The organism is Helcococcus kunzii ATCC 51366 (genome assembly GCF_000245755.1).
GTDB lineage: Bacteria > Bacillota > Clostridia > Tissierellales > Peptoniphilaceae > Helcococcus > Helcococcus kunzii.
On the sequence record NZ_JH601088.1, the window covers coordinates 1,495,640 to 1,510,936 of the forward strand.

The following is a 15,297-nucleotide window of genomic DNA, read 5'->3' on the forward strand; positions in this document are numbered from 1 at the left end:
GATATTTTCATTTAATTTGATATAATTTAGATAGAAAAAGAAATTAATCAAGGAGGATATTATGCATAATTTCAGAAAAATCGCAGATGACACATGGTATATTGGTGTAAATGATAATCAAACAAGTAGATTTGAAAAATTACACAGTTTACCAGAAGGTGTAACATATAATTCATATTTAATCTTAGATGAAAAAACTTGTCTATTAGATACTGTAGATTGGCCATTTGCCGAGCAATTTATCGAAAATATAGATTTTCTACTAAAAGATAGAGATTTAGATGTTGTAATTGTAAACCATATGGAACCAGATCATGCCGGTGCTTTGGGAGAAATAATGTTTAGATATCCTAATGCCCATTTCTACATGACTGCAAAAGCTGTGGATTTTTGTAGAAACTTCGGCTTTCCAATCGACAGTGTAAAATACACCGAAGTAAAAGAAAATGCTGAACTAAATCTTGGAAAACATACATTAAAATTTATTGAAGCTCCAATGGTTCACTGGCCAGAAGTCATGTTTACTTATGATGAAACTAACCAAATCCTATACTCTGCAGATGCATTTGGTACATTTGGACTTTTAGATGGTCGTCTATTTGATGATGAATTAAATTATGAAGCTGAATTTATGGCTCACGCTAGAAGATATTATTCAAATATAGTCGGTAAATATGGTAGACCTGTACTAAACGCTTTAGCAAAACTTGACAATATTAAAGTTTCAATGATTGCTCCACTTCATGGACCATTACTAAGAAAGAATATTTCTCTAATGATTGACAGATACAAAACTTGGGCTTCCTATACCCCTGAAGAAAAAGGTGTATTGATAGTTTACGGATCAATGTATGGACACACAGAAGAAGTCGCATATCTAATGGCTTCAATGCTTGTTCAAAAAGGAATAACCAATATAAAAGTGTATGATGCTTCAAAAACAGAAATGTCATATATAGTTGCAGACGCATTTAGACTTTCTCATATGATATTCACATCCGTCACTTACAATATGTCACTTTATCCAAAAGTAAACCATATTATTGAAGAACTAAAATTATTAAATCTTCAAAATAGAAAAGTGGCCATAATTGAAAATGGCTCCTGGGCATCCAGAGCAGGCAAAATCATGTCTGAACACTTCTCTTCAATGAGAAATATTGAAATAATTAATCCAGATATGTTAAGTTTTACATCTTCAGTTGATGAAGAAAAAAGACCAGAACTAGAAAAATTAGTAGATAGAATAGTTGAGAGTTTTGAGGAATAGATAGTTTAGGACATTCTTAATTGTAATGATTAGCTTGTACTATCATGTTCTTATACATAAATTCCTTAATCCAGCAATATATGTATAAAATAAAAATACTCTTATACATAAAACTCGTTTTCTAGAATTTATGTATAAAATTTTTCCAGATATTATACATATATCCTTTATACTACCTAGTATGTGTATAACAGGAGCTGAGGGATTTATACATATAATACTTAAAAATAACAAAACATGTATAAAATTTCCAAAAATTTTATACATAAAAAAGAAAAATTAGAATCTATGTATAAACTCTTCTTTGAGTTTATACATAGATTTTCAAATTGGCAAAAATATGTATAAATTATTATGTTCTAAAAAAGGAGCTGTTACAGAATAACCAAATCGTTATTTTGCAACAGCTCCAAATCATTAGATATAAAATATGCTCCGTAACAAATTCCCTCTAATGAAATTTATTACATTTCACCTAAACTAATCCCTAGCCTCTCTATTATTTAGCCTATTACATTTCACCTAATTCAATTGAAATTTCTTCTATTTCTTTAATTAATGAGCCTATAAATGCAATAGTGTTTTTTAATGGCTCATCTGTTGAGACATCTACTCCCGCCGCTTTAGCTAATTCGACTGGTTTTCTTGTGCCACCCATTTTTAATACTTCAATCCATTTATCAGCAGATTCTTTACCATTCTTCCTGATGTTTTGTGATACTTGTGTACCAATGGTCAATCCTGCTGAATATGTGTAAGAATATAGTCCCATATAATAATGTGGTTGTCTCATCCATGTTAATTCTGCACCTTCGTCTAAGACTACATCTGAACCCCAGAATTTTTCAAGTGTTTCTTTGAAAATTTTGTTTAAGATATTTGCATTTAATTGCTTATTATCTTCAACCAATTTATACACTTCTCTTTGATACCATGCTTCAAGTAAATGTGTAACAAAATTGTGATAGTATGTTTTTGCAACCATTTGTGAAAGCACCCATCTCTTCATTCTTTTATCATTATTTTTTTCAGCTAAGTCTAATAAATAGTTTTCAACTAGTAATTCATTTGTTGTTGAAGGTGATTCAACAAAATACATTGAAGGATCGGAGTTTAAAATGTTTTGATTCATATGTGTTAATTGGAAATGTCCAGCATGACCAAGTTCGTGAGCTAATGTCATCACATCGCTCATCTTATTATTAAATGTCATACAAACATATGATGGTACTCCATAAGGAGATGAACAAAATGCTCCTGTTGATTTACCGTCGTTATTTGCATAATCAATCCATCTATTATCGAATGCTTCCTTTATGATAGCAAGATAATCTTCACCTAATGCTGATAATCCATCTAAAACATATTTTTTCGCATCTTCATAACTTACAGATGGTGAATAGTTTGGATCTACTTCTATCTTTAAGTCAGAATATCTAATTTCGTCTAATCCATGTACAGCTTTTAACACATTCGCATATCTACGCATATGTGGAGATAATTCTTCCATAATGATATCCATTTGTCTATCATATAAATCTCTACTAACTTTTTGATAAGATAAATTATAGTCAAAAACATCTTTGTAGTTTCTTAGCTCTACCATTGTCTTTTCTTTTTGAACTTGTGCATTATATGTGCTTGCTGTTGTATGTTGATATTTTCTAATAGTTTCGGAGAATACTCTAAATGCTTCTCTTCTCAAATCAGTATCATTTTCGTATTCCATTTCACCTTCAAAAATATTATATGATAATGGGTATTTTTTACCATTTACTTCCACATCTGGGAAATTAATATCTCTGAATTTTGTATCATTGTATAATTTATATGGAAATGATAAAACATTTGATAATTTAGATAATGCCTTTTCAACTTCACTTTCAAGTGTATGCGCTTTACGATCTAAAAGATCTTCTACAAAAACCTTGAAATCTTCATTTTCCTTAACTGTTTCTAATACAGCATTATCTACTGTTAATAATTCATTTTCGTAGAAGGAAAGTTTAGAATCATATTCAGCAAAAACATTTCTCAAATTTGCTAATCTCTCTTGAGCTTTTTCATCGAATGCATCAACTTCAGTTTGAAGGCCAGCATAAGCGCCCATAATTGAAGACATTTCAGCAAGTTTGATTAAATCTCTTAATGAGTTTTCAATTTTTTCTTTTGAATCCAATTTATCTTTATATTTGTTTACAAAATCATCAACTCTACTCTTATAGCTTTCAACTTCAGCTTCATATTTTTCTTCAGTTTCAAAAATAAGACTCATGTCCCATTTTTCATGCAATTTTGCTTCTTCTCTTTTCATCGCAACTCCTTTTCTGCATTTTATCTATATTTATTGACAATTTCTTCAATCTTATCCCAGTTATCTTCCATATCCTTGATTAATTTCATTTGTGTTCTTGTTCTATCTAAATTGTGATTTTCTCTTGCAGTATGGAAATAAACATCACCTTCTAGGTGATCGGCTAAAAATCTAATACCACATTCAAATGTCATTGTTAGAGCTCCTAGTGGAAGATTGTCTATTTCAGTATCAGTTAAACTTCCATCTAGAGTTTCTAAAAATCCTTTTGTGAATGCTTCATATTTTTCTAAATCACAGGAAACATTATCTAAATTTATATCATCTTCAAGTCCAGTATTTGTACCAAATCTAATAGAATCACCAAAGTCATTTACAGACACTCCAGGTAATACTGTGTCAAAATCAACGACACAAATTCCTCTACCTGTTTCATTATCAATCAAAACATTGTTAGATTTTGTATCATTATGTGTAACACGTATAGGTAATTTACCGTCTTCTATTAAATCCATTAATGCATTAGCGATATGTTCTCTTTCTAGATAGAAATTAATTTCATCTTGAACATCTTTAGCTTTTCCTAATTTATCCTCTTCAACTACTTGCTTAAATCTTGCAAATCTCTTTTTAGTATTATGAAAATCTGGAATGGTTTCATGAAGTGTTTCCGCAGGATAGTCATTTAATAACTTTTGGAAATTTCCAAATGCTACAGCAGATTGATAAAAAATTTCATTATTTTCAATCACATCATAACTCTTAGCATCATTTACGAAATTATACATTCTCCAATATTGATCTTCATCATCTTTAAAATAGTTTTTCCCATCTTTAGTTTTTATTACTCTGATTGTTTCTCTTTCTGGGTCTCCACCATTTTCAATAATTTTCTTTCTTAAGAAATTAGTTACATTTTCTACATTTTCCATCAATTCAGCCGGTCTGGTAAATATTTTTGTATTAATCTTTTGAAGAATGTATTTTACAAGCTCTTCTCCATGTTTCATTTCTACCATAAATGTTGAATTTATATGTCCACTACCATATGATTTTGATGAAACAAAATCACCGTCTAAATCGAATTTACTTACTATATCTTTAATTTCTACCATTACTCGCTCCAAATATCCTGTGAATACAGTCCTTTATCTTTTAATTTTTGAATTTCTCTCTCTACAATTGGCTTATCTTCTTTATATGTCACTCCATGCCATTTTTCATCTGTTGGAAGCACCTTAACTCTCACTTTTCCTCTTTCTAATAAATTAGCAATTAACTTAGGAATGAATATCTCCGCCTTCAATGGGTTTTTCTTAACATCATGTTCAAAAAATGAAGGGAACTCTTTTTCAATCTCTTCAATAAAGCTTTCATTTAATCCCCACATATTCATTGAGATATAAGAATTGCTATCAAGATCACACCAAGTATTTCCATCGTCTTCTGTAAATCTGATACCATCATCAAATTTCGCAATCTTAGTTCTCTCTGTTACATTATCCAAAAATCCATCTTCATTTACCTCACAGATACCTCTAGAAACCGTTCCGTTTTCAGTAACTGTATTATATAACCTATATCCAATCATGGCGTAATTATATTTATCATCATTTTCAGATTCTACTAGAAAATCATAAATCTTTTTAAATGCCTCTCTGCCATAATAGTCGTCGGCATTAATTACAGCAAATGGTCCATTTATATACTTTCTCGCGCTATAAATAGCATGAGCTGTCCCCCAAGGCTTTACTCTACCTTCAGGTATCTCATGTTCCGCTGGAATGTCTCTCAAATCTTGAAAAGCATATTCTACATCAATATGTTTAGAAACTTTATCACCAATAACTTCCTTAAAATCACTAAGCATCTCTTCTTTAATAATGAAAATAACTTTTTCAAATCCAGCCTTAATCGCATCATAAATAGAAAAATCTATAATTACATTCCCCTCTTTATCAATAGGATCAATCTGTTTCAAGCTGCCATATCTACTAGACATACCAGCAGCCATAATTACTAAAACGGGTTTCTTCATAAATATATTCGTATTAAAAATACATCTCCTTTTGTATCTGTAAAATATTATTGTATTAATATCAATTATACTACTTAATTTGCAAATTAAAAAGTTTACTTTGTTAAAATAAAAAAAGAGTCAGATTTTACTCTAACCCCTCGGTTTATTTTTAAATTTTTTTATCTAAAATATTTTTATTTACTCAAAATTATTTTCTTTTTGCAAAAGTAATATAATTATATACCACAAACATTATTAATGATAATACACAAAAAACAATAGATGTCTTAGTTAATAGGTCTATATGTTTCATTTCAAAAAATAGTCTGTATAATAACATTCCATATAATATATAATATGATGCTGTAAGTACATATTTATATTTTTCTCCTTTGATAAAGAATGTACCTAAGCAAATCAATCCTAAAATGATAACTATTAAAGGATGTCTGTTATAAATACTGATTAACGCTCTACTATATATATTTTCAACAAAAAGTAGAAGCACTATTGATGCCATAGAAATGGTAAATGATTTTATCCAATCTGATTTATTGTCTAACAATTGCAAATCTCCCTTTTATATTCTCCCATCCATTTTCACTTGAACTTGTCCATGCTAAATAATTGCTTGTATGTTGCGCAACTTTATAATCATAATATTTTTTTCCAGAATAGTTCTTAGAATAGTTATCTGCTGCAACAACAAATGCTACATGATCCCAATCTCCATCATTTGAAAAATCAGCTGCAATTATTGTGCCTTTATTTATTCTCGCACTGAAAGTTTCATGATTGGTTGTTGTACTAGAAATTCCCATATATCTTACAAAAGTATCTGCCATTGACCATGCTTGCGAATGTTGATGTTCACTTCCAACAAATGGTATATGCCAATTACCTGTTGTATGCCACCAACCTTTATGTCTTTCTTTGTACACGGTTTGTTTAACTCCTCCCGCTTCTAAAATTTGAGATACAAAATTTGCACAATCTCCACTTCTGAAATAATGATATTTTTTTGTATTTGGATTTTTAGCATATTTTATCGCATATGATATTGCGGAATTCATATTGGGAAGTTTAGTAGCTCTAAAAGAAATTCCTAATTCTTTTTGTCTTTTAATTATAGAAATATCTGTATTATCTAAATCATAACCTTTACCTATTTCATTTTCAACATAATCTGAATTGGAAGGTAATAAAAACTCTAAACCTTCAAAATCTTTATACTTCACTTTATTAATAATTTCGTCATTTTTATATTTATTTTCAAAAATATCAAAAAAGTCAATCATTTCTTTATTCTCTGAAGACAAATTATTTTCATTATATTCTTTCTTTATTACATTTTCATATTCTTCCCAATTATTTATAGAAATTTTATCACTAATATTATATTTTTTTTGCATTTTATCTAACAAAACATAATTTTTTCTTACAAACTTTTCAAATTCATGATTTTGATCAGAAAATTGAACATATAAGTTTTCTTTTTTATCTTTAATATTTATTCTAGGTACCATCGTCTTATAATTTAAATTTGATTCTTCATATGCATAACTTAAATTTGTACCAATACTAAAAATTATTAGAAATATAATTAACATAAATTTTTTCTTCATTTTCTCGTCCTTAATATTATAAATTTAGATTTTAAGGTAATCTATCAACCTTCTATTTTATAAAAAAAATTTTATTATATTATATTATCTTTCACACCACCTCTTTCTTTTTTTTTATTTGTGATTAGTTTAACAGCTCTGAATTTTAATGTCAATATTTTAGTTAATAAAAGTATTTTTTAACTTATATATATAGCTTATATATTAATAATTTTTAATATCTGAAAATTTGAAACATAATGAATGGCTTAGTTTAAAACACATTATTACAAGCTTTACCTTTTTTGTTAATATAGTAACTAAAGTAATGTTATAATAATCTATTATAATATATACAATATATATTCACGTCTTATCTTTTTCTTTAATAAAAAAAGAGTCAGATTTACTCTAACTCTCTACCTTGATACCTATATCCAATTATTATTGAAACTACGCAAATCCCAATAAATAACGAAACATATTTCGGACTTGCAATTAACGAGCCTAAAAATATCATCAGTGACCCTAATATAGCCATTATCGGTATTATTAATTTAAGTTTTTTACCTTCTTCTTTTAATTTCATAAATACTTTTATGTATATCAAAATATATGATATATATGAGAAAACTATGGAAATTTCGCTAATATCTCTACCATTAAATATTTGATATTCCATTACAAAATAATGAATAACCGTCCAGATTGTTACTAATATTGCATAAATTATGCTCCCTCTTAATTCTAACTCTTCACTCTCGACTTGAGATTTTTTTATTCCAAAGCTTGGGATGATACCTTTGCTCGCAAAACGTTGTGGTAGTCTTATCGCTCCCAAACATACACCATTTGCCACACCCAATACAGAAATTACTATAATTGAAAGTAAAATGTTCGCTCCTCGATTACCTAAAATAATTTTGCCAGCTTCAAATACAGCTGAGTCTCCTAATTCTAATATTTTACTTGATCCTAGTAAATTTGAAATCCCAATAATATATAAAAGGTAAACTAGTAATATAAAAAATGGGCTTAATACCAATGCTCTGGTCATATTTTTCTTCGGATTTACAACTTCTGGTGCTATATTTAATGCTATCATCCAACCGTCATATGAATACGCCAATGGCACCAAAGCCGTTAACCATCCATAATTGCTAAATTCTTTTATGAAATTTTCTCCAAATATATTTGAAATGCTTATTGGTTCAGAGAAAAACATTCCATAAATTGCAATGATAAATAGCGGTAATAATTTTATTATCGTTGATAATCTCTGAACTAGCCCACCAAAATATCTTGAAAAATAATTTACAAAAATCAGTGTTAGATTGTAACCTAATGCCAGCACGACTTGATGAAAAAAGCTCGCCTCAATACCCAATAGCATAAATGTATATAGTGCTGCCGCCCATGAGACAACTACAGAGACTGTGGGCATCCAGATAAATAACTGAAACCACGCATATCCGTAAGCAAATCTTTTAGAAACAAATTTTTCAAAAAATGAAACTACTCCGCCTTCAGGTATATAATCTTTTGAAAATTCAGCAAAACTTAAGCCGCCAAAAACTATACATACTGCACCCAATGTTAAAACAATAATCCCTAATCCTAAATTACCATTTGTGTATGTAAAAATGTCATCCGCACGAAAATATATTCCCGACCCGATAACAATACCTACAATCATGGCAATAGTTGTAAATAACCCATATCTCTTCTTATTCATAATTAACCGCCTTTTTATAAATTATACTTTATTTTTTGATAAATACAAATAAAAACTAGTAATATTATGAGGAGAGGCAACATCTGTACGTTGATAATAAAAAAAAGAAAATATCATCGTATAAAAATTGGTGGGGGGACGAGGATAATTCTGTAAAATGAAAATATCATCGTCTTTATGACTGGTTAATTACGATGATACTTACAAAATTCAAAATTATCCTCGTCCACAAAGTAAAATTCATACGATGATACTTGTAAAAATCAGGATTATCCTCGTAAATCTAAAATATATTATAATTATAGCTCTAATTTCAATGAAAAGAACCAATATAAAAAGACTGTTGGAAATGCTGATTGACATTTCTCAACAGTCTTTTCGCTATATCTTCAAAAATTCTCTCGTTCTGTCATGTCTTGGATTTGTGAACATTTCTTCTGCGGAAAGGTCTTCTAATATTATCCCTTTATCCATAAATACAACTCTATCGGAAACTTTTCTTGCAAATTCCATTTCATGTGTTACTACAATCATTGTAAATCCTAGGTCTGCAAGGTGTTTCATTGTTGATAACACTTCACCAACCATTTCAGGGTCAAGCGCTGAAGTCGGTTCGTCAAATAATAAGACTTTTGGCTCCATTGATAACGCTCTTGCAATTGCAACTCTTTGCTTTTGCCCACCTGATAATTGTGAAGGGCGTGCATTTTGATACTTGTCCATTCCTACTAATTTTAAGTAATGAAGAGCTTTTTCTTTTGCTTTGTTATAGTCTTTTTTCAAAACTTTAGTTTGTCCAATTGTGCAGTTTTTAAGGACATTCATATTGTCAAAAAGATTAAATTGTTGAAACACCATTCCCAAGTTTTTTCTATGGGTATTAGCATCGATATTTTTATCTAGAATATTTCTTCCCTCAAAGATTATTTCACCTGAATTTGGTTCTTCTAATAGATTTAAGCATCTTAATAATGTAGACTTTCCAGATCCTGAAGAACCTATTATAGTGATTACCTCTCCTTCTTCGACTGAGAAATTTATTCCTTTTAATACTTGATTATCTCCATAAGATTTTACTAAATTTTTAACTTCTAATATACTCATAATCACCTCTAATTGCTACTGCTCAACACATCTTTTTCAATCATCTTGTAACTTCCAGAACCTCTAAGCTTCTTCTCAAGCATATACAATAGTCCTGTAATACTCAATGTCAACGCCAAATAAATTACAGAAGTAATAATATATGTTTCGAAAAACTTAAAGTTTGACCCAGCAACTGATTTTGATGAGAAAAATAGCTCTTGAACAGATATTACATTCAACACTGAAGTATCCTTAATATTAACTATAAACTCATTCCCTACATTTGGAATGATATTTTTAAACACTTGAGGAAGTATTACATTTGACATCGTCTGAATGTGAGACATTCCTATAGATTTTGCCGCCTCAACCTGCCCCTTATCAATTGAATTTATGCCCGCTCTAACAACTTCCGCCATATATGCACCCGTATTGATTGAAACGATGATAAATGCAGATAACATCGGAGACACATCAATATCGAAGAATTGTTGTAATCCATAATAGAAAATCATGGACTGAACCATCATTGGTGTTCCCCTAATTACTTGAACATAAATATTGGCAATCACTTTTAGCATTCCTACGATAAAATTAGAAATAACATTTTTTAACTTTGGAATGGTCCTTATAATCCCTACAATCATTCCAATTGCTAGTCCAATTATTGTACCAATCAATGAAATAATTATAGTATTGATTGTCCCAGAAATAAACAAATCCTTGTTATTTACTGCGATATCCCAAATACTATTTTCCTTCACTTTTCCCATTTGAATAGCAATAATATTGTCCATTATTTCAATTTGTTGCTCTACACTTATTTCACTCAGTGCTTTATTAATTGGTCCCAATAATTCAGACCCCTTCTTCAAACCAATTGCAATCGAAGTATCTTCAGGTTTTGTCTTAAATCCATCTTCAAGCTCTACCATTTTGAAATCTTTACTTGCCATTTCAGCAGAAATCCCTTCAGGTCTTTCAGCCACATAAGCATCGGCCTTTCCACTCTGAATGGCTACCCTCATAGCAGAGAAATCTGTCATTGGTTCTCCATGATGAACTCCTGGAATTTGGTCAATCACCTTATCATGAAAAGTATTCAACTGAGCAACAACATTTGCCCCTTCAAAATCTCCTAAAAATCTAGCTTTCGCATACTTATTATCTTTTCTTGTAACTAGCACTAAATTTGAATGATAATAATTATCTGTAAAATCAATCTGTTTCTTTCTCTCAGCAGTTGGACTCATCCCTGCAATAATAGCATCAATCTTACCTGACTGAACTGCAGGAGATAAGCCATCCCATTCAGTCTTCACAATAATAAGATCCATATTTAATTTTTCCGCAATAATCTTTGCGATTTGCACATCATATCCATTTGCAAAACTCTCTGATCCTTCAATCGGAACAGCCCCATTTGCATCATCACCTTGAGTCCAGTTAAATGGAGCATAAGCCGCCTCCATACCAACCCTCAACGTCTTTCTCTTTCCTTGCTCATCACTCTGAACACTTTGCCCTTCATTGCTCGCATTTACAAATTGCACAGGTAATATAGAAAACACTGTTGCAAAAACAAGCAGAACAACCATTATCCTCTTTTTCATATTTCCTCCATATTATTTTGTTTCATTGTTTTATTTGGTTTTATCTATATTTGGTTTTTCTGTAGTTATTTATAATGTAGTTACATTCCGTTGGAATGTAACTTAATTCTGAATTATTTGTATTGGTAAATTAGTGGGTTTTGACGAATTTGTGGTGTTGGTAAATTGGTGGGTTTTGGATGAATTTGTGGCGTTGGTAAATTTATGGGTTTTGTATATTTTGAAGGTTTTCCTGATTTTTTTCGTTTTTGCGATTTAATCAGGAAAGATTTTTTGCTATTTTTCCTGATTTTTTTACGTTTTGTGATTTAGTCAGGAAAGATTTTTGATGTTTTTTCCTGATTATTTTGGAATTCTCTATTTAGTCAGGAAAGTCTTTCCTGACTATTTGCCATTTTGCGATTTAATCAGGAAAATTTTTTATCCGTTTTTCCTGATTATTTCTAGTTTTACGATTTAATCAGGAAATTTGCCACTTTTTCTTTCCTGATTTTTTTACGTTTTGCGTTTTAATCAGGAAATTTGTCGTTTTTTCTTTCCTGTTTATTTTGCATTTTGCGTTTTAATCAGGAAATTCTAAAATTACATGTCTATTTTAGAATTTCCAATTTACACATGTAATTTCTTCTTTTTTCTTAAATGTGTATTTTAAGATTTTGAATTTACACATGTAATTTGAAAAATTCCATACATGTGTATTTCCAATTTCCTTATTTACACATGTAATTTTTACTTTTTTAATAATTCCAGCCTACAATTTTCTTAACTTTTACATGTGAATATAAATATTCTACGTTTACACATGTAAAATTAATGATAAAGCTACAACTGACGCATTTTAAAGGTCAGCTAATCGAAGATTAGCTTCCTTTTGTCTTCAGACGATGCTACGCATCGCCTGAAAGGCTAAGTTTCCGACTCGTGCACCAAATCAAAGATTTGGGCACTCCCTGGATACCTTCGACCATCAATTTCGCTTTGCGAAATTGGGTCTCAGTAAACGTCATTTTCCGCCTGCTTACATCAATTCAAAGCTCCCTACTCGGTCGCTTTATCATTGTGTCGCAATGCGTTTGACCTACTTTAGCCGTCAGCTAATCTTCGATTAGCTGAGAGGCTAAGTTAGGTCATAAAAAAAGCTCTTCGTCCAGTCTTTCGACTTAGGACGAAGAGTTCAACTTCGTGTTACCACCTAATTTTATATATATTTCACAATATATACCTTAGCAAGTACTATCATACTCCTTTGCTGTAACGTGCAAACCACGTCGTTTTATCAATAAATCCAAAACGCTGCTCCAAGTCTTTATTCTCTAAATCATTCAATGTCTACTTTCACCATATTAGACTCGCTGTAAATGAAGCGGATTAGATACTCATCTTTTCATCGCATTTATTCTCTTAATTTTAACAATAAATGTGGATATTGTCAATTGGTATTTAGTTGTAAATTTTGTGCCAATTGTTTATTATGTTTCTTAATTCTGTACTAATACTTTTATCAGAATAGTCTGTTTGAATAAAATATACATAAGGTTTTTCTCCCATTATGTATGCAATTTCCATAGTGTAGGCATATTCGTATACTCCAATGAATCCCATAAAGTTGTTGGTTTCTATATAGTATAGATCTTTATTGGCTTGGGAAGATTTAACCAAGGAGTCTACTGTTCTTCTATATCTAAATTGGCCATTGTCTTTTTTGAAGGCTAGTTTATAAACATCGATGATTTCTTTAAGTGGCATTTCATTTTGTGTATTGATTGATAAGTTGTAGAATTTATTTGCATAAGTCTTCCAATCGGCCCTTGCTGCTTTTTCAACATATTCTAAAACTAACTTTATTTTCCAAGTTTCTGGTTTGATAATCATGTCATCTATTAAGTCCATCAAAGTTATGGTCTTTGATGGGATATTTTCAGAAGTAGTTTCTGGTTCAGAGGTTGTCTCAGTTTTTTTCTCTGATTCAGATTTTGTTTCTTCTGATGTTTCCTTTTTCTCTTTTAAATCTACAATAGTATTTAGATCTAAATTACCTTTTCTTTCCATATCTTCTGCAATCATGGATATAATGAAGATATTTGCATTATTTAATGGCAATTTTTCTTTTGAAGAATAAATAAAGTCTTTTTCCTCTTCAATTATTTTACTTGAATCTTCCTTATCATCGGTAATTTTACTATAGACAAGATTGATTTTATTTTTGTCTAAATTGTATTTTGATAGATAGGTATCAATATCTTTACGGAGATTTTCATCCTTATTTTTTAGGAATGATTTTATCTCTTCTATTTTCTTTGAGGTTTCCCCTGCTTTGTATTCTGAACTGAATTCTTTCTTTGATTCTTCAAATGTTTCTTCTGTTTTTGTGGTATTTTTGTCAGTAAAATGACTCACAGCCTTGTAAATACCGAATATTAGAAGAAATAACACTATCACGAGTGAAAAAAGTAAAATAGCTAATCTCATATAGTTGATCCTATATAGAGTGTTTTTTCTCCTTCTTAGCTTTTGTCTTTCTTCCTTAGACATGTATTTATTTTTTCTTGGCAAATATTTATTTTCATTGATTTTTTTATCTTTATTTCTTTTCATATCAACCTCAAAAAGATTATAACATAATTCAAATTTTATTGACATTATAGTATAATAAATATTAAATTAGGGGGGCATATGAAAAAAATTAAAAACTTTGGTTTGCACTTTATTAAATTATTAAGTGAGAATGAAGCAGATTTTGCATCAACATATTTGGCATATCACTTACTGCTTTCATTTATTCCTTTACTTGTCTTTTTATCACATGTATTGATCTATATAGCTCCAGGCTTTCAAGACTTGGTCTATAATTTGATGAGACAATTACCAAATGATGTTAAGAATATCTTTATGCCAATTATAGAGAATATTTTTAATAGTCAATCCTCTTCACTTTCTATCATTGCCATATTGTCATCAATTCGGCTTGGCTCTAGAGGATTTTTAGGTTTGGTAAAAGCATTAAATAAAATATTTGAAGTGGATTTAACAGGTAAAATTCCCTTTTATGAAATTATTTTTTCAGTATTCTATACTGTTATTTTTATGGTACTAATGGCGAGCATTTTGCTATTTACAGTGTTTAATGATACGATTGCTGAACTGATATTAAAATTCACAGACCGATATCCGGTACTTTCAAATATTGCTTCATTTTTCTTTAGTGGATTAAATTCCGTTATGCCTTTAATTTTCTCAATTGTAATATTTATTGTGTTTTATAGATATGCTCCATCATTTAACAGAGGAAATAGGATTAGTTTTAAATCTGCAACAATTGGTGCTGCATTTGCGACACTTGGCATAGCATTAGTTACTCTATTTTATAGATTTACAAATGACACGTTATCAAGATCTCCATCTATTTATGGATCACTTGGTAGTTTACTTGTAACACTTGTTTGGCTATTAGCTATATGTCAAATGATAATATATGGTGCAATATTTATTAAAACATATACTGATATGAAACACGGTCTAATTAAAGAGGATAAATAGAATTTATCAATATTTGAAATATTTGATGGTTAGATTTTTCAATAAGAATTAATGAATCCAAAATAACTTTAAAACATCAAATATTGATGAACAAAAACTTAAAATATAAAAAAAGCTA

Annotated in this window: 11 protein-coding genes and 1 other annotated feature; of the genes, 2 read left to right on the top strand and 9 right to left on the bottom strand. The window is 29.8% G+C overall.

What is annotated here, in order from left to right; translation table 11 throughout:
• Positions 1 to 61: 61 nt before the first annotated feature.
• On the top strand, positions 62 to 1,270 hold the full coding sequence (locus tag HMPREF9709_RS06875; RefSeq protein WP_005398874.1) for an FprA family A-type flavoprotein: 1,209 nt from the start codon (positions 62 to 64) through the stop codon (positions 1,268 to 1,270).
• Positions 1,271 to 1,781: 511 nt separating this feature from the next.
• Here HMPREF9709_RS06875 and pepF read toward each other — a convergent pair.
• From pepF to HMPREF9709_RS06920, 9 genes are all read right to left on the bottom strand, one after another.
• A complete protein-coding gene (gene pepF / locus HMPREF9709_RS06880) occupies positions 1,782 to 3,584 on the bottom strand; it encodes an oligoendopeptidase F (RefSeq protein WP_005398875.1) in 1,803 nt (600 codons plus the stop codon).
• A 20-nt stretch (positions 3,585 to 3,604) separates the two neighbouring features.
• The gene (locus tag HMPREF9709_RS06885) at positions 3,605 to 4,699 is read right to left on the bottom strand and encodes a phosphotransferase enzyme family protein (protein ID WP_005398876.1); all 1,095 of its coding nucleotides are present in this window, start codon (positions 4,697 to 4,699) and stop codon (positions 3,605 to 3,607) included.
• A complete protein-coding gene (locus HMPREF9709_RS06890; RefSeq protein ID WP_005398877.1) occupies positions 4,699 to 5,622 on the bottom strand; it encodes a nucleotidyltransferase family protein in 924 nt (307 codons plus the stop codon). Before HMPREF9709_RS06890 ends, HMPREF9709_RS06885 begins: the two co-directional genes overlap by 1 nt.
• Before the next feature lie 190 nt (positions 5,623 to 5,812).
• A complete protein-coding gene (locus tag HMPREF9709_RS06895; protein ID WP_005398878.1) occupies positions 5,813 to 6,169 on the bottom strand; it encodes a hypothetical protein in 357 nt (118 codons plus the stop codon).
• A complete protein-coding gene (locus tag HMPREF9709_RS09670; protein ID WP_005398879.1) occupies positions 6,156 to 7,229 on the bottom strand; it encodes an amidase domain-containing protein in 1,074 nt (357 codons plus the stop codon). The genes HMPREF9709_RS06895 and HMPREF9709_RS09670 overlap by 14 nt, the downstream gene beginning before the upstream one ends.
• A gap of 385 nt (positions 7,230 to 7,614) precedes the next feature.
• A complete protein-coding gene (locus tag HMPREF9709_RS06905) occupies positions 7,615 to 8,943 on the bottom strand; it encodes an APC family permease (RefSeq protein WP_005398880.1) in 1,329 nt (442 codons plus the stop codon).
• A gap of 381 nt (positions 8,944 to 9,324) precedes the next feature.
• Entirely contained in the window at positions 9,325 to 10,050 is a 726-nt protein-coding gene (locus tag HMPREF9709_RS06910) for an amino acid ABC transporter ATP-binding protein (protein WP_040464144.1), read from the bottom strand.
• Positions 10,051 to 10,055: 5 nt separating this feature from the next.
• Positions 10,056 to 11,642, bottom strand: a complete 1,587-nt coding sequence (locus HMPREF9709_RS06915) for an ABC transporter substrate-binding protein/permease (RefSeq protein ID WP_005398882.1) — start codon at positions 11,640 to 11,642, stop codon at positions 10,056 to 10,058.
• A 1,158-nt stretch (positions 11,643 to 12,800) separates the two neighbouring features.
• Positions 12,801 to 13,039, bottom strand: a binding site (T-box leader).
• A gap of 43 nt (positions 13,040 to 13,082) precedes the next feature.
• The gene (locus HMPREF9709_RS06920; RefSeq protein WP_005398883.1) at positions 13,083 to 14,237 is read right to left on the bottom strand and encodes a hypothetical protein; all 1,155 of its coding nucleotides are present in this window, start codon (positions 14,235 to 14,237) and stop codon (positions 13,083 to 13,085) included.
• Positions 14,238 to 14,315: 78 nt separating this feature from the next.
• Between HMPREF9709_RS06920 and HMPREF9709_RS06925 the strand changes: the two genes are divergently transcribed.
• On the top strand, positions 14,316 to 15,179 hold the full coding sequence (locus HMPREF9709_RS06925) for a YihY/virulence factor BrkB family protein (protein ID WP_005398884.1): 864 nt from the start codon (positions 14,316 to 14,318) through the stop codon (positions 15,177 to 15,179).
• Positions 15,180 to 15,297 lie beyond the last annotated feature (118 nt).

What these genes read in the sequence shown, in the direction of transcription:
- HMPREF9709_RS06875 (WP_005398874.1), top strand. Translation starts at nt 62, where the DNA reads ATGCATAATTTCAGAAAAATCGCAGATGACACATGGTATATTGGTGTA.
- pepF (WP_005398875.1), bottom strand. Translation starts at nt 3,584, where the DNA reads ATGAAAAGAGAAGAAGCAAAATTGCATGAAAAATGGGACATGAGTCTT.
- HMPREF9709_RS06885 (WP_005398876.1), bottom strand. Translation starts at nt 4,699, where the DNA reads ATGGTAGAAATTAAAGATATAGTAAGTAAATTCGATTTAGACGGTGAT.
- HMPREF9709_RS06890 (WP_005398877.1), bottom strand. Translation starts at nt 5,622, where the DNA reads ATGAAGAAACCCGTTTTAGTAATTATGGCTGCTGGTATGTCTAGTAGA.
- HMPREF9709_RS09670 (WP_005398879.1), bottom strand. Translation starts at nt 7,229, where the DNA reads ATGAAGAAAAAATTTATGTTAATTATATTTCTAATAATTTTTAGTATT.
- HMPREF9709_RS06905 (WP_005398880.1), bottom strand. Translation starts at nt 8,943, where the DNA reads ATGAATAAGAAGAGATATGGGTTATTTACAACTATTGCCATGATTGTA.
- HMPREF9709_RS06915 (WP_005398882.1), bottom strand. Translation starts at nt 11,642, where the DNA reads ATGAAAAAGAGGATAATGGTTGTTCTGCTTGTTTTTGCAACAGTGTTT.
- HMPREF9709_RS06920 (WP_005398883.1), bottom strand. Translation starts at nt 14,237, where the DNA reads ATGAAAAGAAATAAAGATAAAAAAATCAATGAAAATAAATATTTGCCA.
- HMPREF9709_RS06925 (WP_005398884.1), top strand. Translation starts at nt 14,316, where the DNA reads ATGAAAAAAATTAAAAACTTTGGTTTGCACTTTATTAAATTATTAAGT.